Raw genomic sequence first — 20,766 nt, 5'->3', positions numbered from 1 at the left:
TGCCAGGACGGGCCAATCAAGGCGCGCGACGCGGCATGTGCGTCGGCACATGCGAGGAGCGCAACGCCGAGTGGCTCGTCCTGGCATGCCTTCCCTTCGGGTTGCCGGGCGAAGGGGCCGTCTGCGGCGTTGCCCGCGCTTGCAAGGCGACAGCCTTGCTGCGCGCAGGCGCCTTGCATCCAGCCCCTTCGCCCGGCAACGCGATCCCCGGAAATAGGGTGAACAGGCCCTAGAAGGCGCGGCTAGAAAACGCGCTCCGCGATCAGGACCGCGAAGAACCCGAAGGCCGCCAGCAGCGTCCACTTGAGCAGGATCCAGCCGAAACGCCGGTACCTGAGCTGGCCGGTCGCCGCATAGAACGCGAACGAAACGCCCGCCACCAGAAGCAGCAGCAGGATGGCCGAGCGGAACAGCAGCATTGCGATCGGGCAGCGCGCCTACCAGGCGCGCGCGACCTCGGCGAAGCCGGCCGGGGCCAGCTTCTCGTCGTCGAAGGTCACGACCTCGTAGGCGTCCTCGTGAGCGAGCAGTTCGCGCAGCAGCTTGTTGTTGAGCGCATGGCCGGAGCGGAAGGCGCTGTAGGCCGCCAGCAGCGGTCGGCCGATCACGTAGAGGTCGCCCATGGCGTCGAGGATCTTGTGCTTCACGAACTCGTCGTCGTAGCGCAGCCCGCCCGCATTGAGCACCTTGGTGTCGTCCATCACGATCGCGTTGTCGAGACCGCCGCCGCGCGCCAGCCCCTTCGAAAGCATGTATTCGAGTTCCTTGGTGAAGCCGAAGGTGCGCGCACGCGCGATGTCGCGGCTGTAGGACCCGCTGCCGAGATCGAACTCGACACGCTGGCCGGTCGAATTCACCACGCGGTGATCGAAGTCGATCTCGAAGCTGAGCTTGAAGCCGTGGTACGGCTCGAGCCTCGCCCACTTGGCATCGGCGCCCTCGCCTTCGCGCACCTCGACCGGCTTGATGACGCGGATGAAGCGCCGCGGTGCCGCCTGCAGCTGGATGCCCGCGCTCTGCAGCAGGAAGACGAAGGACGAGGCCGAACCGTCGAGGATCGGCACCTCGTCGGCCGTGATGTCGATCAGCAGGTTGTCGATGCCCAGGCCCGCGCAGGCCGACATCAGGTGCTCCACGGTCTGGACCTTGGCGCCGCCCGCCGAAACGGTGGATGCCAGCCGGGTGTCGGTGACCGACTCCGCCGTCATCGCGATCTCGACCGGCTCCGGCAGATCGACCCGGCGGAACACGATGCCGTGGTCGACCGGTGCCGGGCGCAGCGTGAGTTCGACCCGCTGCCCGCTGTGCAGGCCCACGCCAACGGCGCGGGTGATCGACTTGAGGGTTCGTTGGGACAGCACGGACGAGATTTTAGACGCGCAGGTCGTGGCTCGACCCGCGCGTCTGGCTATGTCCGCGATAGTGCCCATGCCTAGCGGCGACCGATTGATGGTGCGAAAAGCGTAGCGAGCGCTCCGAGGTTGCGCCGAGGAGCGCAGCCGTACTTGCGTACGTCGAGCACCACAGGTGCAAGATCGGGGCGCGCAGTCGCTTTGCGCATCATCAATCAGCCTGGCGGCGCAGGAAGGCGGGGATCTCGAAATCGTCCATGCCGCCCGAGGACAGCGCGTCGACCTTGGCCGCGGCCATCGTGCGATTGGTACGCCACACGCTGGGCACCGCCATGCCGTCGTAGTTCGGCTGGCTGCCGGCGTGGCCCGCGCCGCCGCCGAGGCTCGGCACGGTGAACGGGATGTTGTCGGTGCCGGTGCGGATCACTTCGAGCGTCGGTGCCTGGCGGCGTGCGTCCTGGCGCGACAGGCCGGTCGCGACCACGGTCACGCGCATCTCGTCGCCCAGGGCGTCGTCGTAGGCGGCGCCGTAGATCACGTGCGCGTCGGGCGAGGCGTAGGCGCGGATGGTGTTCATCGCGAGCTTCGATTCGCTCAGCTTGAGCGAGGACTTCGACGCCGTCACCAGCACCAGCACGCCCTTGGCGCCGGAGAGGTCGATGCCCTCGAGCAGCGGGCAGGCCACGGCCTGCTCGGCGGCGATGCGGGCGCGGTCCGGGCCGCTCGCGGCCGCCGTGCCCATCATGGCCTTGCCGGGCTCGCCCATCACGGTGCGCACGTCTTCGAAGTCGACGTTCACGCCGCCGTACTCGTTGATGATTTCCGAGATGCCGCCGACCGCGTTCTTGAGCACGTCGTTGGCGTGCGCGAAGGCCTCGTCCTGCGTCACGTCCTCGCCCAGCACGTCGAGCAGCTTCTCGTTGAGCACCACGATCAGCGAGTCGACATTCGCTTCGAGCTCGGCCAGGCCGGCATCGGCATTGGTCATGCGGCGGCCGCCTTCCCAGTCGAAGGGCTTGGTCACCACGCCCACGGTCAGGATGCCCATCTCCTTGGCGACGCGGGCGATCACCGGCGCCGCGCCGGTGCCGGTGCCGCCACCCATGCCGGCCGTGATGAACAGCATGTGCGCGCCGGCGATCGATTCGCGGATGTCGTCGATCGCGGCCTCGGCGGCGTCACGGCCCTTCTCGGGCTTGCTGCCGGCGCCCAGGCCGTTGGTGCCGAGCTGGATCGTCTTGTGGGCATTGCTGCGCGACAGCGCCTGTGCGTCGGTGTTGGCGCAGACGAACTGCACGCCCTGCACCCCGCGCTCCATCATGTGCGCGACCGCGTTGCCGCCGCCGCCGCCCACGCCGATCACCTTGATCTGGGTGCCCTGGTTGAACTCTTCGATCTCGATCATTTCGATAGCCATTTTTCTGACTCCTTGAATTTGCAGTTGCCGTTTATTGATGAATGAATTTGTTGTAGCGAACCGTGGAACGTCGTCAGGGCGGAGGTCCGGTCCGTCGCCATCGCTCGTTGAAATGCAGCGGGGGGCCACCACGCGCGAGCCAGAGTCGGTCTGCGGTCATGATCAGAAGTTCCCCACGATGAAGTCCTTGAAGCGCCCGAACGCCGTCTTGACGGAGCCGTTCTTCTGCGCCACCTTGAAGCCGCGCAGGCGCGCATAGCGCGCCTCCTCGAGCAGCCCCATCACGGTGGCGGCACGCGGCTGCGCCACCATGTCCGACAGCGCGCTCGAATACTTCGGAATGCCGCGCCGGACCGGCTTCAGGAAGATGTCCTCGCCAAGTTCGACCATGCCGGGCATCACCGCGCTGCCGCCGGTCAGCACCACGCCGGAGGACAGCACCTCCTCGTAGCCCGACTCGCGCACCACCTGCTGCACGAGCGAGAAGATCTCCTCGATGCGCGGCTCGATCACGCCGGCCAGCGCCTGCTTGCTCAGCATGCGCGGGCCGCGGTCGCCAAGCCCCGGCACCTCGACCTGCGTGTCGGGGTCGGCCAGCAATTGCTTGGCGTAGCCGTTCTCGACCTTGATGTCCTCGGCGTCCTTGGTCGGCGTGCGCAGCGCCATCGCGATGTCGCTGGTGATCAGGTCGCCGGCGATCGGGATCACGGCCGTGTGGCGGATCGCGCCGTTGGTGAAGATCGCGACGTCCGTCGTGCCGGCACCGATGTCGACCAGCACCACGCCGAGCTCGCGCTCGTCCTCGGTCAGCACCGCCAGGCTCGAGGCCAGCGGGTTCAGCATCAGCTGGTCGACCTCGAGACCGCAGCGGCGCACGCACTTGATGATGTTCTCGGCCGCGCTCTGGGCGCCGGTGACGATGTGCACCTTGGCCTCGAGCCGCATGCCGCTCATGCCGATCGGCTCCTTGACGTCCTGGCCGTCGATCACGAACTCCTGCGGCTCGACCAGCAGCAGTCGCTGGTCGCTCGAGATGTTGATCGCGCGCGCCGTCTCGACCACGCGGGCGACGTCGGCCGGCGTGACTTCCTTGTCCTTGACCGCCACCATGCCGCTCGAATTGATGCCGCGGATGTGGCTGCCGGTGATGCCGGTGTAGACGCGGCTGATCTTGCAGTCGGCCATCAGCTCGGCCTCCTTGAGCGCCTGCTGGATGCTCTGGACCGTGGCGTCGATGTTGACCACCACGCCGCGCTTGAGCCCGTTGCTCGGCGCGATGCCCAGCCCGGCCAGCTTGAGCTCGCCGTTGGGCAGCACCTCGGCCACCACCGCCATCACCTTGGCGGTGCCGATGTCGAGACCGACAACGAGATCTTTGTACTCTTTGGACATGTGCTTCCTCTGTTCGCTCTCTCTACTTTTTCTTCGGGTCGGCAACGACCGTCGTCACGCCACGCAGCCGCAGCGCGTAGCCTTCGTTGTGCCGCAGGTCGGCGCCCTCCACCGACGCGATCGTGCGCCCGTACTGGCCCGCCACCGGCGTCACGGTGCGCAGGAAGCGCTGCGTGCGGACCACCACCTCCTCGCCCCGCCCGCGCCCGAGTTCCAGCACGGCGCCGGTGTCCAGCAGCGCGCGCCAGCTGCCGCGGCTGGTCAGCGTGAGCTGATCGATGCCGAGGTCGTAGGGCTGGAACAGCGGTGCCAGCACGCGGTACATGCCCAGCACCTGCCCGGCCTGCTCGGTCGGGCCGTCCAGCCGCGGCAGGTTGTCGTCGACCTCGGCCACGTTGGCTTCGAAAACCTCGCCGAAACCGTTGATCAGCTTCGAGCCGGCCTCGTCGCCCCAGTGCGCCACCGGCACGTGCTCGATCAGCGTGGCGCGCAGCTTGTTCGGGAACTCGCGCCGCACCACAGCCTTGCGCACCCAGGGCACCGACTCGAAGGCGGTGCGCGCGCGGGCCAGATCGACCGTGAAGAAGTTGCCCGCCAGTTGCGGCGCCACGTTGGCGCGCAGCGTGACCGCGTTGTTGTGCGTGACCTCGCCGTCGACCTTGATGCCGGCCAGCGGGAAGAAGGGCTGACGCAGCACCCACCAGGCGCCCGCCGCCAGCAGCATGAACGCGAACAGCGCGAACACGAGGGTCGCGAGCACGTTCATGAGCTTGACGTCGAAAGGCACGGGGATGCTGCGTGTCATGGCGTGGCGGCGCCTCCAGGCATTCCGGAGTCCAGCGTGGCCGTCGCCAGCACGCGCAGGCACAGATCCTCGTAGGCGATACCGGCCGCCCGGGCCGACATCGGCACCAGCGAGTGGCTGGTCATGCCCGGCGAGGTGTTCATCTCGAGCAGGAAGGGCTTGCGGTCGCTGGCGCGGATCATCAGGTCGGCGCGGCCCCAGCCGCGGCAGCCGAGCTGGTGGTAGGCGGCCAGCGAGATGCGGCGGATCTCGTGCTCCTCGGCCTCCGGCAGGCCGCTCGGGCAGTGGTACTTCACGTCATCGGTGAAGTACTTGTTCTGGTAGTCGTAGGCGCCTTCGGGCGCGGCGATGCGCACCACCGGCAGCGCCACGGCATCGAGGCCGCTGCCCAGCAAGGCGCAGGTGACTTCCAGGCCCTCGATGAATTCCTCGCACAGCACGTCGGCGTCGTAGCGCACCGCCAGGCTCACGGCGTCCTGCATCTGCGAGTAGCCCTGGACCTTGGTGACGCCGATGGAGGATCCTTCGCGCGGCGGCTTCACGATCAGCGGCAGGCCCAGCACGTCGGGCACGGCGTTGATCTGCTCGCGGCTCTGCTGGTCGAAGGCCAGGCGCACGTAGCGCGGCGTGGGCAGGTCGTCGGCCTGCCAGATGCGCTTGGTCATGACCTTGTCCATCGCCACGCTCGAGGCCATCACGCCCGAGCCTGTGTAGGGAATGCCGAGCAGCTCGAGCGCGCCCTGCACGGTGCCGTCCTCGCCGTGGCGGCCATGCAGCGCCACGAAGCAGCGCGCGAAGCCTTCGCGCCTGAGTTCGACCAGGTCGCGCTCGGCCGGGTCGAAGGCATGCGCGTCGACGCCGCGCGAACGCAGCGCCTCGAGCACGCCGCCGCCCGACATCAACGAGATCTCTCGCTCGGCCGAACTGCCGCCGAACAGCACCGCCACCTTGCCGAAGGCCTTCGGATCCACGACGCTCACAACGCCCTCCCTTCGCGCGTCAAGCGCTCTGATTTCTGCGGCGCCAGCGCGCCGATCTCGACCACCTTGGCGGGCACGGCACCGATCGAGCCCGCGCCCATGCAGATCACGACATCGCCCTCGCGCGCGTTGTCCAGGATCGCCTGCGGCATGGCCGCGATCTCGTCGACGAACACCGGCTCGACCTTGCCCGCGACGCGCAGCGCCCGCGCCAGCGAACGGCCGTCGGCCGCCACGATCGGCGCCTCGCCGGCGGCATAGACCTCGCCCAGCAGCACCGCATCGGCCTGGCCGATCACCTTGACGAAATCCTCGAAGCAGTCGCGGGTGCGCGTGAAGCGGTGCGGCTGGAAGGCCAGTACCAGGCGCCGGCCCGGAAAGGCGCCGCGCGCCGCGGCGATGGTGGCCGCCATCTCGACCGGGTGATGTCCGTAGTCGTCGATCAGCGTGAAATGGCCCGTGCGGGCGCCGGCCAGCAGCACCTCGCCATAGCGCTGGAAGCGCCGGCCCACGCCCTTGAAGTCGGCCAGGCCGCGCTGCACCGCCTCGTCGGGCACGTTGAGTTCGACCGCCACCGCGATCACCGACAAGGCATTGCGCACGTTGTGCTCGCCCGGCAGGTTCAGCACGATGTCCAGGTCGGGCAGCGTGACGCCGTTGCGGCGCTGCGCCGTGAAGTGCATCTGCGAGCCCACCGCCCGCACGTTGACCGCACGCACCTGGGCGTCTTCGCCGAAGCCGTAGCTGGTCACGGGGCAGGACACCTCGGTCACGATCTCGCGCACCGCCGGGTCGTCGGTGCACAGGATCGCGACGCCGTAGAAGGGCATGCGGTGCAGGAAGTCGACGAAGGCCTTCTTGAGCTTCGCGAAGTCGTGCCCATAGGTCTCCATGTGGTCGGCGTCGATGTTCGTGACCACCGCCATCACCGGCAGCAGGTTCAGGAACGAGGCGTCGGATTCGTCGGCCTCCACCACGATGTAGTCGCCGCTGCCGAGTTGCGCATTGGCGCCGGCGCTGTTGAGCCGGCCGCCGATCACGAAGGTCGGGTCGAGCCCCGCGGCCGCGAGCACGCTCGCCACCAGGCTGGTGGTGGTGGTCTTGCCGTGCGTGCCGGCGATCGCGATGCCCTGCTTGAGCCGCATCAGCTCGGCCAGCATCATCGCGCGCGGCACCACCGGGATGCGCTTCTCGCGCGCCGCCACCACCTCGGGGTTCTCGGCGTTGACCGCGGTCGAGGTGACGACCGCGTCGGCGCCCGCGATGTGGGCCGCGTCGTGGCCGACGAAGGTCGCGATGCCGAGGCTGGCCAGGCGCTTCAAGGTCGCGCTGTCGGACAGGTCGGAGCCCGAGATCGTGTAGCCGAGGTTGAGCAGCACTTCGGCGATGCCGCTCATGCCCGAGCCGCCGACGCCGACGAAGTGGATGTGACGAATGGCATGCTTCATGGGGCCAGCTCCTCACAGGCGCGGACGACATGGTCGACCGCTTCGGTTTTCTGCATCGTCTTGGCCTTCACGGCGCGTTCCATGAGCGCGGCGCGCCCGGTTTTCTGTAGCAAGTCGGCCAGCAATTCAGGTGTCAGTTCGGTTTGTTGAACGAGCCAGCCGCCGCCCGCGTCGACAAGGAAGCGGGCATTGGTGGTCTGGTGGTCGTCCACGGCGGAAGGAAAAGGCACGAACAGCGCTGCTGCGCCGACGGCCGCGATTTCGGTGACGGTGCTGGCACCGGCACGGGCGACGATCAGGTCCGCCTCGGCGTAGGCCTGCGCCGTGTCCTCGATGAAGGGCGTGAGCTCGCCTGCGACGCCGGCGGCGGCGTAGTTGGCGCGCAGTTCGTCGATCTGCTTGGCGCCGCTCTGGTGGGTGACCTGCGGACGCTGCGCTGGTGCGATCAGGGCCAGCGCCTTCGGCACCACGGCGTTGAGCGCCCGGGCGCCGAGGCTGCCGCCCACCACCAGCAGCCTGAGCGGGCCGCCGCGGCCGGCGAAGCGCGTGGCCGGGTCGAGTTGCGAGAGGAAGGCGGTGCGCAGCGGATTGCCGACCCATTGGGCCTTCTGGATGACGTCGGGGAAGGCCGTGAAGACGCGGTCGGCGACGCGCGCGAGCACCTTGTTGGCGAGCCCGGCCACCGAGTTCTGTTCGTGCAGCACCAGCGGCTTGCCCAGCAGCACGCTCATCATGCCGCCCGGGAAGGTGATGTAGCCGCCGAGGCCGACGACCACGTCGGGCCGCACGCGGCGCACCACGGCGATGCTCTGCACGAAGGCGCGCAGGAGGCGCATCGGCAGCAGCGCCAGCGTGAGCGGACCCTTGCCGCGCACGCCGCCGAACTGGACCGGCTCGAAGGCGAAGCCGCGCGGCGGGACCAGCTTCTCTTCCATGCTGCCGGGCGCGCCCAGCCAGTGGACGCGCCAGCCGCGCTCGCGCAGGGCTTCGGCGACGGCGAGACCCGGGAAGATGTGGCCGCCGGTACCGCCTGCCATGACCAATGCCGTACGACTCATACGCGGCCTCCACGCATGAGGACGCGGTTCTCGTAGTCGATCCGCAGCACCACCGCCAGCGCCACCACGTTCATCAGGATCGCCGAGCCGCCGAAGCTCATCAGCGGCAAGGTCAGGCCCTTGGTCGGCAGCGCGCCCAGGTTCACGCCCATGTTGATGAAGGTCTGGAAGCCGATCCAGATGCCGATGCCCTGCGCCACCAGGCCCGAGAACACGCGGTCGAGCGCGATCGCCTGGCGGCCGATGTGCATGATCCGGCGCGTGAGCCAGAGGAACAGGCCGATCGCGAGCAGCACGCCGACCAGGCCGAATTCCTCGCCGATCACCGCCAGCAGGAAGTCGGTATGGGCTTCGGGCAGCCAGTGCAGTTTCTCGACGCTGCCACCGAGCCCGACGCCGAAGACCTCGCCGCGGCCGATCGCGATCAGCGAATGCGAGAGCTGGTAGCCCTTGCCCAGCGCATGCTCCTCGCTCCACGGATCGAGGTAGGCGAAGATGCGTTCGCGCCGCCACGGGCTGGTGGCGACGATGGTGCTGAAGGCCGCCACGACCAGCGCCGCGATGACGAAGAACATGCGCGCGTTGACGCCGCCCAGGAATAGGATGCCCATCGCGATCACCGCGATCACCATGAAGGCGCCCATGTCGGGCTCGGCCATCACCAGCATGCCGACCACCACCACCGCGATGCCCATCGGCAGCACGGCGCGGAAGAAGCGCTCCTTGATCTCCATCTTGCGCACCATGTAGCTGGCGGCGTAGAGCACCATCGCGAGCTTGGCCAGCTCCGAGGGCTGGAAGCGCATGAAGCCCAGCGGCAGCCAGCGGCGGGCGCCGTTGACGTTGATGCCGATGTGCGGGATCAGCACCGCAACCAGCAGCAGCAGCGAGGCGACGAAGAGCCAGGGCGCGGCGCGCTCCCAGGTCTTCATCGGCACCTGGAAGGCCAGCAGCCCGGCGATCGCCGCGATCACCAGCGAGGCCGCATGGCGCGTGAGGAAATAGGTCGGCGTGTAGCCGGCGCGCGCGAAGCGCGGACTGTCGGACAGCGCGATCGAGGCCGAATAGACCATCACCAGGCCCCAGGCCAGCAACGCCACCGTGACCCAGACCAGCGCCTGGTCGAAGCCCAGCACGCGCACCGGCGCCGCCTTGGTCTGCGTCATGCCGGCGTTGCCGAGCCGCACCGGCAGATGCATGGGCAACGCATCGATGCCGCTCTTGGCGCGGCTGAACCAGCCGCTGAAGCGGCCGGCCTTGTTGGGCGTGGCGGCGGTCGTGGCGGTCATTCCGCGCCCTCCCCGGAGCCCGCCGGCGAATCGGCGAGCGCCTGCACGGCCTCGCAGAACACCTGGGCGCGATGCGCGTAGTCCTTGAACATGTCGAAGCTGGCGCAGGCAGGCGACAGCAGCACCGCATCGCCCGGATGGGCGCGCCCGGCCGCCACCGTCACGGCCTCGGGCAGCGAAGCCGCGGACAGCAGCGGAATGCCGGTGGCAGCAAGCGCGGCTTCGATCAAAGGCGCGTCGCGGCCGATCAGCACCACCGCGCGAGCGTACTGGCGCACCGGTGCGGCCAGGGGCTCGAAGTCCTGGCCCTTGCCCTCGCCGCCGAGGATCACGACCACCCGGCGCTCCTCGCCGAGGCCGACGAGCGCCGCGACCGTCGCACCGACGTTGGTGCCCTTGCTGTCGTCGAAGTACTCGACGTCTCCGACGATCGCCACCGGTTCGACCCGGTGCGGCTCGCCGCGGTATTCGCGCAGGCCGTAGAGCATCGGCGCCAGCTGGCAGCCTGCCGCGGTGGCCAGCGCCAGCGCGGCCAGCGCGTTGAGCGCGTTGTGGCGGCCGCGGATGCGCAGCGCATCGGCGGGCATCAGGCGCTGGATGAAGATCTCTTCCTCGATCGCGGCACCGCGCTTGCGCTTCTGGGTCTCGTCGGCTTCCAGCGCCCGGACCAGCCAGGCCATGCCGTTGAGCCGCTCGAGGCCATAGTCGCCCGGCCGCAACGGCATTGCGGCGCCGAAGGTGATGACGCTGCGCGCCACCTGGCCCTTGGCCAGCTTGACCGGCGCCGGCCGCATCGCCATGACGGCGTCGTCCTCGCGATTCAGAACCATCGCGCCCCGGGTGCCGAAGATGCGCGCCTTGGCCGCTGCGTAGGCCGCCATGTCGCCATGCCAGTCGAGGTGGTCCTGCGACAGGTTCAGCACCGTGGCGGCGGTCGGCTCGAAGCCCTGCACCCCATCGAGCTGGAAGCTCGACAGCTCGAGCACCCAGACCTGGGGCAGGTCGCCGGCATCCATGCGGGCCGACAGCGTGTCGAGCAGCGTCGGTCCGATGTTGCCGGCCACGGCCACCGTCTTGCCCGCGCGCTCGACCAGTTGGCCGGTCAGCGCGGTCACGGTCGTCTTGCCGTTGGTGCCGGTGATCGCGAGCACGGCCGGGGTGTAGCCCTGCGGGACCGGCGGCGGAATCACGACCTCGGGCAGCGGGGTGAAGGAATCGTCATCGTCGTCGGGCAGCGCAGCGGCGATCGCTTCAGCCGGCCCGGCCGCATCGAACTCGGGCGCATCGGCGTCGGGCGACCGCGGCTCGAAGTCGGGGTCATGGAGATCCCCTTGCGGCGCGGGAAGCGGCTCTTGAACCGGCTCCGGCGACGCCGGCTCGGCGCCTTCGGCAGTTGTGGGCGGTTCTGCGGCTTCGGCCACCTCGACGGTGCGCAGATCGGCGAGCGCACGCGCGAACAGGTCCAGCTCGCCGCCGACCGGCAGCCCCATCGCCCGCGCCGCATCGAGCACCACGGCCACCGATTCCGGCGACAGCCCCGGCGAGCGGTAGACCGCACGCACCGGCGTGCCTTCGACCAGCGCGGCCGACAGCGGGCCGCCGACGAACACCGCATCGGGCAGTTCCTCGCGCAGTGTCGCCAGCTGCGGCGGTGCCTCGCGGGTATCGGCCACCGTGAGCACCGCGCCATGGCGCGCACACCAGCGCGCCATCGCCAGGCCGGACGCACCGAGGCCCAAGATCAGCACATGGAGGTCTTTCAGATGCCGCATGGTCTCAACGCAGCTTCAAGGTGGAAAGACCCACGAGGCACAGCAGCATCGTGATGATCCAGAAGCGGACCACGACCTGCGTCTCGCGCCAGCCGCTCTTCTCGAAATGATGGTGCAGCGGCGCCATCTTGAGCACGCGGCGGCCTTCGCCGAAGCGCTTCTTGGTGTACTTGAAGTAGCTGACCTGCGCCATCACCGAGATCGCCTCGACCACGAAGATGCCGCCCATGACGAAGAACACGATCTCCTGCCGCACGATGACCGCGATGGTGCCCAGCGCGCCGCCGAGCGCGAGCGCGCCCACGTCGCCCATGAACACCTGCGCCGGATGGGTGTTGAACCACAGGAACGCGAGCCCCGCGCCAGCCATGGCCGAGCAGAACACCAGCAGTTCGCCCGAGCCCGGGATGTGGGGAAAGAGCAGGTAGCGCGAGTACACCGCGCTGCCCGTGACGTAGGCGAACACGCCCAGCGCCGAGCCCACCATCACGACCGGCATGATCGCCAGGCCGTCGAGCCCGTCGGTGAGGTTCACCGCATTGCTCGCGCCGACGATCACCAGGTAGGTCAGGATCACGAAGCCGATGCCGCCGAGCGGGTAGCTGATCTCCTTGAAGAAGGGCACCAGCAGGTTGATCTTGGGCGGGAAGTCGAGATCGAAGCCCGAGCGCACCCAGGCGTAGAACAGCTCGAGCACGCGCCAGTTGGAGCTCTCGGAGATGCTGAAGAGCAAATAGAAGGCCGCCACCAGGCCGACCACCGACTGCCAGAAATACTTCTCGCGCGAGCGCATGCCTTCGGGGTCCTTGCGCACCACCTTGCGCCAGTCGTCGACCCAGCCGATGGCGCCGAAGCCCAGCGTGACCCACAGCACGATCCAGACGAAGCGGTTGGAGAGGTCGAACCACAGCAGCGTCGAAAACGCGATCGAGAACAGCACGAGCACGCCGCCCATGGTCGGCGTACCGCTCTTGGTCAGGTGCGTGTCCATGCCGTAGCCGCGCACCGGCTGGCCGATCTTGAGCGCGCTCAGTCGCCGGATCACGTAGGGGCCCGCCGCCAGGCCGAGCAGCAAGGCGGTCAGCGCCGCCATCAGCGCACGGAAGGTCAGGTACTGGAAGACCCGCAGGAATCCGAACTCCGGCGACAGGCTCTGCAGCCACGTGGCGAGGCTCAGCAGCATAGGCTGAACCTCATCGGGAAATGATTCATCGGCGAACAGGCCTCGATGCGCGACTCATGCGGCATGACCGGCCTCCTTGTCTTGTGGTTGTGATTCGGCCCAGCCGGCGACGGCCTGGACCACGCGCTCCATCTGCATGAAGCGCGAGCCCTTGACCAGCACGCTGGCGGCCCGGGGCAACTGCGCGCGAACGGCGGCGTTGAGCGAATCGATGTCCTCGAAATGCCGGGCCTCGCCGATGCCGGGGCCGGTGCCGCCCTGAAAGGCGGCGATGCTGTGCGATGACTCGCGGCCGAGTGCGAACACGGTCTCGATGCCGCGCTCGCGCGCACGGGTGCCGACCTCGGCATGGAAGCGCGGGCCCTGGTCGCCGACCTCGCCCATGTCGCCGAGCACCAGCAGGCGCGGGCCCGGCAGGCCGGCAAGGACGTCGATCGCCGCCAGCATCGAATCGGGATTGGCGTTGTAGGTGTCGTCGACCAGCGTGATCGACCGCTGGCCCGCCAGGCGCAGCTCGCTGGCCTTGGAACGGCCCTTGACCGGCTCGAAGGCCGCCAACCCGTCGGCGATGCGGTCCAGCGAGACCCCGCCGGCGAGGGCACTGGCAATCGCGGCCAGCGCATTGACGACGTTGTGGCGGCCGGCGATGCGCAATGCGAAGCGCAGGTCGCCCAGCGGCGTGCGGGCCTCGACCTGCCAGGCACCGTGGCCCCAGTCGGCGGACAGCAGCGAGATGTCCGCGCCGGACTGCTCGCCGAAGGTCAGGCAGCGGCGCGAGGCGCCGCGGCGCGCGATCTCGTTCCACAGCGGCGTGAAGTCGTCGGCATACGGGAAGACGGCCGTGCCCTGGGGCGGCAGCGCCTCGAAGACCGCCGCGTTCTCGCGCGCCACGGCCTCGACGGTGGCCATGAACTCCTGGTGCTCGCGCTGCGCGTTGTTGACCAGCGCGATGGTGGGCCGCGCGATCCGCGCCAGCCGCGCGATCTCGCCGGGATGGTTCATGCCGAGCTCGACCACCGCGCGCTGGTGCCGCGCGCGCAGGCGCAGCAGCGTCAGCGGCACGCCGATCTCGTTGTTGAAATTGCCGGCCGTGGCCAGCCCGCCTTCGCCGCAGGCGGCACGCAGGATCGAGGCGATCATCTGCGTCACGGTGGTCTTGCCGTTGCTGCCGGTGACCGCGATCAGCGGCAGCTCGAACTGCGCGCGCCAGCCCGCCGCCAGCGCGCCGAGCGCGGCCAGGCTGTCGGGCACCTCGAGTCCGGGCAGGCCGGCCTCGGACAGGCCGCCGTGCGCGATCGCCGCCACCGCGCCACGCGCCCGGGCATCGGCGAGGAAGGCGTTGGCGTCGAAGCGCTCGCCCTTCAAGGCGACGAACAGGTCGCCGGCCGCGAGCGTGCGCGTGTCGGTGTGCACCCGCTGGATCGGCGTGGCCAGGTCGCCGACCGGCCGGGCGCCGGGCACCCAGGCCAGGGCCTGGGCCAGCGTCATCATCGGCACCGGGGCGGACATCCCGGACACTTCGCTCATGCTGCGCTCCTTCGCGTCAGCGCATCGATCGCATGCGTCCGGTCGGAGAACGCGATGCGCTCGCCCCCGATCTCCTGCCAGGCCTCGTGGCCGCGGCCCRCGAGCAGCACCACGTCCTCGGGCCGTGCCTGGGCCAGTGTCTCGGCAATGGCGCGGGCGCGGTCGGGCTCGACCTGGGCCGCTTCCGGGCGCGCCAGCCCCAGCAGGATCTGGCTGATGATCGCCGCCGGTTTTTCGCTGCGCGGGTTGTCGCTGGTCACGACCACGCGGTCGGCTTGCGTCTCGGCCACCGCGGCCATCATCGGCCGCTTGGCACTGTCGCGATCGCCGCCGCAGCCGAACAGGCACCACAGCGCGCCGCCGCGCTGACGGGCCAGCGGCCGCAGGCCGGCCAGCGCCTTGTCGAGCGCATCGGGCGTATGAGCATAGTCGACCACCGCGAGCGGCTGGCCGGGCAGGCTCAGGCGCTCCATGCGGCCCGGCACGCTGTCGAGACCGGCACAGGCGGCGACCGCCTCTTCGAGCGACAGGCCGAGGGCGCGCAGCGCGCCCAGCACGCCCAGCAGGTTGGCGACGTTGTACTGGCCGATCAGCGAGGTCGCGAGGCGCTGCGCCGGGGCGCCTCGCTCCACCACCGTGAAATGGAGCCCCTGGGCGTCGTAGCCGATGTCCCGCGCCACCAGCCGGGCCGGCGCGCCGTCCGCCGACACGGTCCAGACGTCGAGCGCGCCGACACCGGTCTCGATCAGGTTGGCGACCAACGCGGCGCCATGCACGTCGTCGATGTTGACCACCGCGGCGCGCAGTCCGGGCCAGCGGAACAACTCGACCTTGGCCTGCCAGTAGGCGTCCATGCTGCCGTGGTAGTCCAGGTGATCCTGGGTGAAATTGGTGAACACCGCGACGCCGATCCGGGTGCCGTCGAGCCGGCGCTCGGCAATGCCGATGGACGAAGCCTCGATCGCGCAGGCGCCGAAGCCGCGGTCGGCGAAGCCGCGCAGTTCGCGCTGCAGCAGCACCGGGTCGGGCGTCGTGAGGCCCGTGTAGGTGAGTTCGGGCGGCACGCCGACTCCCAGCGTGCCGACCACGGCGCAGGGCGAGCGCAGGGACGACAGCGCCTGGGCCAGCCACCAGGCGGTCGAGGTCTTGCCGTTGGTGCCTGTGACCGCCAGCACCTCCAGCGCTTCCGAGGGCGCGTCGTAGAAGGCCGCGGCGATCGGGCCGGTGGCGGCCTTCAGGCCGGCGTAGGTGGCGATCGCCTCGCTGTCGAAGCCGAAAGCCTCGCTGCCTTCGTGCTCGACCAGGCAGGCTGTGGCGCCCTGCGCCAATGCGCCGGCGACGAAACGCCGGCCATCGGCGACGGCACCGGGCCAGGCGACGAAACCGTCGCCCGCGCCCACCGGACGGCTGTCGGCGTGCAGCACGCCGCGCACGCGCGACTTGAGCCAGGCGGCGGCTTCGGCGGGGCTGTGCAGCTTCGTGGTCATCAGAAACTCTCTTCCACACCGTTGGTCACGACCAGCGGTTTGACTGCCAGATCGGGCGCCACGTTCATCATGCGCAGGGTCTGCTGCACGACTTCGCTGAACACCGGCGCCGCCACCAGGCCGCCGAAATACTGGCCGTTGCTCGGCTCGTCGATCATCACGGCGACGATGATGCGCGGCTTGTCGATCGGCGCCATGCCGGTGAACCAGGCGCGGTACTGCCTGCTGGCGTAGCCCTTGCCGACCTGCTTGTGCGCGGTGCCGGACTTGCCGCCCACCGAGTAGCCGACCGTCTGGGCGCGCGTGCCGGTGCCGCCGGGGCCGGCGGCCATCTGCAGCATCTTGCGCACCGCGAGCGCGTTCTGGGCCGAGAACACCTTGACGCCGACCGCCGGCTCGGGGCTCTTGAGAATGGTCGCCGGGATGATGTCGCCGTCGTGCGCGAAGGCGGTGTACGAATGCGCCATCTGGAACAGCGAGGCCGACAGGCCGTAGCCGTAGGCCATCGTGGCCTGCTCGACCGGCTTCCACGACTTCCAGGGCCGCAGGCGCCCGGTGACCGCGCCGGGGAACTGGATCTGCGGCTTCTGGCCGTAGCCGAGCGCGGTGTAGGTGTCCCACATCTCGCGCGGCGTCATCTTCTGGGCGATCTTGAGCGCGCCGACGTTGCTCGACTTCTGGATCACGCCCTCGACCGTCAATGCCCCGTTGTTGTGGGTGTCGGTGATGGTGAAACCACCAATCTGGTAGCGGCCAGGGGTGGTATCAACGATGGTTTGTGGCGTGATCCGGCCTGCCTCCAGCGCCATGGCGACGGTGATGGGTTTCATGGTCGAGCCGGGCTCGAAGGTGTCGGTGAGCGCGCGGTTGCGCAACTGCTCGCCAGTCAGGTTCTGGCGCTTGTCGGGCACGTAGCTCGGGTAGTTGGCCAGCGCCAGCACCTCGCCGGTGATGGCGTCGAGCACCACCACGCTGCCGGCCTTGGCCTTGTACATCGTCACCGCGTCGCGCAGCTTCTGGTAGGCGAAGAACTGCACCTTGCTGTCGACGCTCAGCTGGATGTCCTTGCCGTCCACCGGCGGCACCTGCTCGCCGACGCCCTCGACCACCCGGCCGAGCCGGTCCTTGATCACGCGGCGCGAGCCGATCTTGCCGGCCAGGTCCTTGTTGAACGCCAGCTCGATGCCTTCCTGGCCGTGATCTTCGACATTGGTGAAGCCGACCACGTGCGCGGCCGACTCGCCCTCGGGGTACTGGCGCTTGTATTCCTTGCGCTGGTAGATGCCCTTGATGTTGAGCGCGGCGATCTGCTTGGCGATCGGCTCGTCGACCTGGCGCTTGATCCAGACGAAGGTCTTGTCCTCGTCCTCGAGCTTCTTGTCGAAGTCCTTCAGCGGCATCTCGAGCAGCTTGGCGACCTGCTTCAGTTTGGCCCTGACCTCGGGATCGTCGCGCTCGATGTCCTCCGGGATCGCCCAGATGCTCGGCGCCACGACGCTGGAGGCCAGCAGCAGCCCGTTGCGGTCGAGGATCCGGCCACGGTTGGCCGGCAGCTCCAGCGTGCGCGTGAAGCGCACCTCGCCCTGGCGCTGGAAGAAATCGTTGCCGAGCACCTGCACGTAGGCCGCGCGGGCCGCCAGCAGCAGAAAGCCGCCGGCGATGGCCGCGACGATGAACTTGCTGCGCCAGACCGGCGTCTTGCTCGCAAGCAAGGGGCTGGTCGTGTATTGGACGCTGCGGCTGCGACGGACCATCAGCGCGCTCCCCTGGAAGGTGCGGCGCGCCCTGCCGGTGCGGCGGGCGCGGGCGCCACCACCGCCGGGATCACGGTCCCGTCCTGGCGCACGTACTGCGTGATGGCCGGCGTGGTGGTGCGCATCTTCAGCTGCTCCTTGGCCAGCTTCTCGACCCGCAGCGGCGTCGCCTGGGCACGCTTCTCGACCTGCAGCCGATCGCGGTCGAGCTCCAGGCGCCGGGCCTCGAGCTCGATGCGGTGCAGCTCGGTGAAGAGCTGGCGCGACAGGTACTGGGTGTGGACCAGGTAGACCGCCGAGCCCAGCACGGCGAGCAGCAGGAGCAAGTTGAGGCGCGCCATGTCAAGACCCCTCGGCCGTGCGCTCTGCCACCCGCAGGATCGCGCTGCGCGAACGCGGATTGCCGGCCACCTCGGCCTTCGAGGGCTTGATGCGCGCCAGCGCCTTGAGCTTCATCGCCTTCGGCGCGGCAAAGGGCGCGCGGCGGTCGTAGACCTCCTTCGAATGCTGGGCGATGAACTGCTTCACGATGCGGTCTTCCAGCGAATGGAAGCTGATCACCGCGAGGCGGCCCTGCGGCTGCAGCACGGTCAGGCTGGCCTCTAGCGCCTGTTGCAGCTCTTCAAGCTCGGCGTTGATGAAAATCCGAAAAGCCTGAAATGTGCGCGTTGCAGGGTTCTGGCCCTGCTCGCGGGTTTTGACCGTGCCAGCCACGAGCTCGGCCAGCTCGGCGGTGGTTGAAATTGGGCCCCGTTCTTGTCGGCGAGCAACAATCGCCTTTGCAATCTGAACAGCAAACCGTTCTTCGCCATAGTCACGAATCACCTCCGCAATCTGTTGCTGCTCGGCTGTCGCCAGCCATTCGGAAACGCTCTCGCCGCGCGTGGTGTCCATGCGCATGTCGAGCGGTCCGTCGAAACGAAAAGAAAAACCCCGTGCGGGGTTGTCGATCTGGGGAGAGCTGATGCCGAGGTCCATCAGCAGGCCGGCCACACTGGACGGCGGCAATTCCCCCAGATCCCTGAAGCCCTGGTGCCGAATGGAAAATCGCGCATCCTCGATGCGCGCCGCTTCGGCCACCGCTTCCGCGTCCTTGTCGAACGCGATCAGCCGGCCCGTCGGCCCCAGCCTGGCCAGGATGGCGCGGGCGTGGCCGCCGCGCCCGAAAGTCGCGTCCACGTACGTTCCCGCGGTGTGCGTCGCATCCGGAAAGAGCGCGTCCACTGCTTCCTGCAGCAGGACGGTCGTATGGGTCCACGGCTGTTCCACAGTGCGCCTCAGAACGAAAAGTCCTGGAAAACGTCGGGCATCTGGCCTTGCGTGGCCTCGGCTTCCTTGGCGTCGTAAGTCGCCTTGTCCCAGAGTTCGAAGTGGTTGCCCATGCCGAGCAGCAGCGCATCGCGCGAGATGCCGGCAGCGGCACGCAGTTCGGGCGAGACCAGCACGCGGCCGGTGCCGTCCATCTCAACGTCCATCGCGTTGCCGAGGAAGACGCGCTTCCACCACTGCGCCGACATCGGCAGCGCCGCGATGCGCTCACGGAACTTCTCCCATTCGGGGCGCGGGAACACCATCAGGCAGCCGTGCGGATGCTTGGTGATGGTGAGATGGCCCTCGGCGGTCGCGCTCAGGACGTCACGGTGCCGGGTCGGCACGGAGAGCCGCCCCTTGGCATCCAGACTGAGCGATGAAGCGCCTTGAAACACGACCACGAGACCCCGGTGATGGGAGCTGCCGCGAGACCCGAATCAGGACTCGCTCGACACTTTTTCCCACTTAACTGCACTTTTTTGCACTGTAGCAGGAAACACCTACCGCACAACCAGGCGCCACGGGTATTTTTTGTAATGGAATCAACGACTTAGCGGTGTTTTTGCAACCTCCAAAACACCGAATTCCGTTGCAAATGAAGCACTTAGCTCACGCAATGAAAGTAAAGCGTGAGCCCCGTCCTACGACGGAAGATTCAGAGAATGAATCGAGAAAGGTCTTCGTTGTGACTTAGTGCCTGGAGTCGCTGGTCGACGTAGGCGGCGTCGATGCGCACCGCCTGGCCCTCCAGCTTGGCGGCATCGAAGCTCACTTCGTCGAGCAGCCGCTCCATCACGGTCGACAGGCGGCGCGCGCCGATGTTCTCGGTCCGCTCGTTGACGTCGAAGGCGATGCTCGCGAGCCGGGTGACGCCTTCCGGCGTGAATTCGAGCGTGACGCCCTCGGTCGCCAGCAGGGCCTGGTACTGCTTGACCAGCGAAGCCTGGGTCTGCGTCAGGATGCTCTCGAAGTCCGCCACCGACAGCGACTGCAGCTCGACCCGGATCGGGAAGCGCCCCTGCAATTCGGGGATCAGGTCGCTCGGCTTGCTCAGGTGGAAGGCGCCGCTGGCAATGAACAGGATGTGGTCGGTACGCACCACGCCGTACTTGGTGCTGACGGCCGTGCCCTCGACCAGCGGCAGCAGGTCGCGCTGCACGCCCTGGCGCGAGACGTCGGCGCCCTGCGCGTCGCTGCGGCTCGCGACCTTGTCGATCTCGTCGATGAAGACGATGCCGTTCTGCTCGGCGTTGTGGATCGCCTGGGTGCGGATCTCGTCCTCGTTGACCAGCTTGGCGGCCTCCTCGTCGATCAGGAGCCTCATCGCCTCGGCGATCTTGAGCTTGCGGGTCTTGCGCTTGGCCTGGCCCAGCTGGCCGAACATGCCGCGCAGCTGCTCGGTCATTTCCTCCATGCCGGCCGGCCCCATGATCTCGAGCGGCGTGCGCGCTTCCGCCAGGTCGATCTCGATTTCCTTGTCGTCCAGCTCGTGCTGGCGCAGCTTCTTGCGGAAGGCCTGGCGGGTCGCGTTGCCGGCATCGGCGCCCGCACCCTCGGCACCGCGGGCCGGCGGCAGCAGCACGTCGAGGATCCGCTCCTCCGCACCGTCCTCGGCGCGCATGCGGACCTTGGCGCTCTCGGCTTGGCGGGTCTGCTTGATCGCGATCTCGGCCAGGTCGCGGATGATCGAGTCGACATCCTTGCCGACGTAGCCGACTTCGGTGAACTTGGTGGCTTCCACCTTGATGAAGGGTGCATCGGCCAGCCGCGCCAGCCGGCGGGCGATCTCGGTCTTGCCGACCCCCGTGGGGCCGATCATGAGGATGTTCTTGGGCGTGATCTCGGCGCGCAGCGCCTCCTCGACCTGCTGGCGGCGCCAGCGGTTGCGCAGCGCGATCGCGACCGCGCGCTTGGCCTGGGACTGCCCGACGATGTGGTGGTCGAGCTCGGAGACGATTTCCTGGGGGGTCATGGACATGGATGGGCTCGCG

Annotated in this window: 18 protein-coding genes; all 18 read right to left on the bottom strand. The window is 68.6% G+C overall.

The features are described 5' to 3' along the window. Window positions 1-242: 242 nt before the first annotated feature. A complete protein-coding gene (locus AB4Z46_RS29935; RefSeq protein WP_442287192.1) occupies window positions 243-419 on the bottom strand; it encodes a hypothetical protein in 177 nt (58 codons plus the stop codon). A gap of 18 nt (window positions 420-437) precedes the next feature. Then, window positions 438-1,361, bottom strand: coding sequence for a UDP-3-O-acyl-N-acetylglucosamine deacetylase (gene lpxC / locus AB4Z46_RS29930; RefSeq protein ID WP_442287191.1), 924 nt, complete (start codon window positions 1,359-1,361; stop codon window positions 438-440). Window positions 1,362-1,563: 202 nt separating this feature from the next. Beyond that, window positions 1,564-2,769 carry a cell division protein FtsZ gene (ftsZ, locus tag AB4Z46_RS29925; protein ID WP_442287190.1) on the bottom strand — a complete coding sequence of 402 codons (1,206 nt, stop codon included), beginning with the start codon at window positions 2,767-2,769 and terminating at the stop codon, window positions 1,564-1,566. A gap of 162 nt (window positions 2,770-2,931) precedes the next feature. Beyond that, window positions 2,932-4,161 carry a cell division protein FtsA gene (ftsA, locus tag AB4Z46_RS29920; protein ID WP_286368870.1) on the bottom strand — a complete coding sequence of 410 codons (1,230 nt, stop codon included), beginning with the start codon at window positions 4,159-4,161 and terminating at the stop codon, window positions 2,932-2,934. 22 nt (window positions 4,162-4,183) lie between these two features. Then, window positions 4,184-4,966, bottom strand: a complete 783-nt coding sequence (locus AB4Z46_RS29915) for a cell division protein FtsQ/DivIB (protein WP_442287189.1) — start codon at window positions 4,964-4,966, stop codon at window positions 4,184-4,186. After that, window positions 4,963-5,946: a D-alanine--D-alanine ligase gene (locus tag AB4Z46_RS29910; RefSeq protein ID WP_442287188.1), complete on the bottom strand. Its 984-nt coding sequence runs from the start codon at window positions 5,944-5,946 to the stop codon at window positions 4,963-4,965. The genes AB4Z46_RS29915 and AB4Z46_RS29910 overlap by 4 nt, the downstream gene beginning before the upstream one ends. Further along, on the bottom strand, window positions 5,943-7,394 hold the full coding sequence (gene murC / locus AB4Z46_RS29905) for a UDP-N-acetylmuramate--L-alanine ligase (protein WP_442287187.1): 1,452 nt from the start codon (window positions 7,392-7,394) through the stop codon (window positions 5,943-5,945). Before murC ends, AB4Z46_RS29910 begins: the two co-directional genes overlap by 4 nt. After that, complete coding sequence (gene murG / locus AB4Z46_RS29900; RefSeq protein WP_442287186.1) at window positions 7,391-8,452, bottom strand: undecaprenyldiphospho-muramoylpentapeptide beta-N-acetylglucosaminyltransferase; 1,062 nt, start codon at window positions 8,450-8,452, stop codon at window positions 7,391-7,393. Before murG ends, murC begins: the two co-directional genes overlap by 4 nt. After that, complete coding sequence (gene ftsW / locus AB4Z46_RS29895; RefSeq protein WP_442287185.1) at window positions 8,449-9,741, bottom strand: putative lipid II flippase FtsW; 1,293 nt, start codon at window positions 9,739-9,741, stop codon at window positions 8,449-8,451. The genes murG and ftsW overlap by 4 nt, the downstream gene beginning before the upstream one ends. Continuing rightward, window positions 9,738-11,513 carry a UDP-N-acetylmuramoyl-L-alanine--D-glutamate ligase gene (gene murD, locus AB4Z46_RS29890; RefSeq protein ID WP_442287184.1) on the bottom strand — a complete coding sequence of 592 codons (1,776 nt, stop codon included), beginning with the start codon at window positions 11,511-11,513 and terminating at the stop codon, window positions 9,738-9,740. The genes ftsW and murD overlap by 4 nt, the downstream gene beginning before the upstream one ends. 4 nt (window positions 11,514-11,517) lie before the next feature. Continuing rightward, window positions 11,518-12,696, bottom strand: a complete 1,179-nt coding sequence (gene mraY, locus AB4Z46_RS29885) for a phospho-N-acetylmuramoyl-pentapeptide-transferase (protein WP_442287183.1) — start codon at window positions 12,694-12,696, stop codon at window positions 11,518-11,520. Between the two features lie 54 nt (window positions 12,697-12,750). Beyond that, window positions 12,751-14,223, bottom strand: coding sequence for a UDP-N-acetylmuramoyl-tripeptide--D-alanyl-D-alanine ligase (locus AB4Z46_RS29880; protein ID WP_442287182.1), 1,473 nt, complete (start codon window positions 14,221-14,223; stop codon window positions 12,751-12,753). After that, window positions 14,220-15,710, bottom strand: a complete 1,491-nt coding sequence (locus tag AB4Z46_RS29875) for a UDP-N-acetylmuramoyl-L-alanyl-D-glutamate--2,6-diaminopimelate ligase (RefSeq protein ID WP_442287181.1) — start codon at window positions 15,708-15,710, stop codon at window positions 14,220-14,222. The genes AB4Z46_RS29880 and AB4Z46_RS29875 overlap by 4 nt, the downstream gene beginning before the upstream one ends. Beyond that, window positions 15,710-17,464 carry a peptidoglycan D,D-transpeptidase FtsI family protein gene (locus AB4Z46_RS29870; protein ID WP_442287180.1) on the bottom strand — a complete coding sequence of 585 codons (1,755 nt, stop codon included), beginning with the start codon at window positions 17,462-17,464 and terminating at the stop codon, window positions 15,710-15,712. Before AB4Z46_RS29870 ends, AB4Z46_RS29875 begins: the two co-directional genes overlap by 1 nt. Beyond that, a complete protein-coding gene (gene ftsL / locus AB4Z46_RS29865) occupies window positions 17,464-17,805 on the bottom strand; it encodes a cell division protein FtsL (protein ID WP_442287179.1) in 342 nt (113 codons plus the stop codon). Before ftsL ends, AB4Z46_RS29870 begins: the two co-directional genes overlap by 1 nt. Window position 17,806: 1 nt before the next feature. Next, entirely contained in the window at window positions 17,807-18,733 is a 927-nt protein-coding gene (gene rsmH, locus AB4Z46_RS29860; RefSeq protein WP_442287178.1) for a 16S rRNA (cytosine(1402)-N(4))-methyltransferase RsmH, read from the bottom strand. Between the two features lie 8 nt (window positions 18,734-18,741). Next, a complete protein-coding gene (gene mraZ / locus AB4Z46_RS29855) occupies window positions 18,742-19,170 on the bottom strand; it encodes a division/cell wall cluster transcriptional repressor MraZ (protein WP_442287194.1) in 429 nt (142 codons plus the stop codon). A 260-nt stretch (window positions 19,171-19,430) separates the two neighbouring features. Continuing rightward, a complete protein-coding gene (hslU, locus tag AB4Z46_RS29850) occupies window positions 19,431-20,753 on the bottom strand; it encodes an ATP-dependent protease ATPase subunit HslU (RefSeq protein ID WP_442287177.1) in 1,323 nt (440 codons plus the stop codon). Window positions 20,754-20,766: the final 13 nt, after the last annotated feature.

Source organism: Variovorax sp. M-6, from assembly GCF_052114385.1.
Classification (GTDB): domain Bacteria; phylum Pseudomonadota; class Gammaproteobacteria; order Burkholderiales; family Burkholderiaceae_C; genus Variovorax.
Note: the sequence above shows the minus strand (reverse complement) of the source record. Positions and strands in the feature narration are given on the sequence as shown.

Excerpts from the sequence above, each read along its gene's own strand:
- murG (WP_442287186.1), bottom strand. The coding sequence starts at position 8,452 with ATGAGTCGTACGGCATTGGTCATGGCAGGCGGTACCGGCGGCCACATC.
- AB4Z46_RS29880 (WP_442287182.1), bottom strand. The coding sequence starts at position 14,223 with ATGAGCGAAGTGTCCGGGATGTCCGCCCCGGTGCCGATGATGACGCTG.
- murC (WP_442287187.1), bottom strand. The coding sequence starts at position 7,394 with ATGAAGCATGCCATTCGTCACATCCACTTCGTCGGCGTCGGCGGCTCG.
- ftsW (WP_442287185.1), bottom strand. The coding sequence starts at position 9,741 with ATGACCGCCACGACCGCCGCCACGCCCAACAAGGCCGGCCGCTTCAGC.
- AB4Z46_RS29915 (WP_442287189.1), bottom strand. The coding sequence starts at position 4,966 with ATGACACGCAGCATCCCCGTGCCTTTCGACGTCAAGCTCATGAACGTG.
- AB4Z46_RS29935 (WP_442287192.1), bottom strand. The coding sequence starts at position 419 with ATGCTGCTGTTCCGCTCGGCCATCCTGCTGCTGCTTCTGGTGGCGGGC.
- hslU (WP_442287177.1), bottom strand. The coding sequence starts at position 20,753 with ATGTCCATGACCCCCCAGGAAATCGTCTCCGAGCTCGACCACCACATC.
- ftsA (WP_286368870.1), bottom strand. The coding sequence starts at position 4,161 with ATGTCCAAAGAGTACAAAGATCTCGTTGTCGGTCTCGACATCGGCACC.
- AB4Z46_RS29870 (WP_442287180.1), bottom strand. The coding sequence starts at position 17,464 with ATGGTCCGTCGCAGCCGCAGCGTCCAATACACGACCAGCCCCTTGCTT.
- mraY (WP_442287183.1), bottom strand. The coding sequence starts at position 12,696 with ATGCTGCTGAGCCTCGCCACGTGGCTGCAGAGCCTGTCGCCGGAGTTC.
- murD (WP_442287184.1), bottom strand. The coding sequence starts at position 11,513 with ATGCGGCATCTGAAAGACCTCCATGTGCTGATCTTGGGCCTCGGTGCG.
- ftsL (WP_442287179.1), bottom strand. The coding sequence starts at position 17,805 with ATGGCGCGCCTCAACTTGCTCCTGCTGCTCGCCGTGCTGGGCTCGGCG.
- ftsZ (WP_442287190.1), bottom strand. The coding sequence starts at position 2,769 with ATGGCTATCGAAATGATCGAGATCGAAGAGTTCAACCAGGGCACCCAG.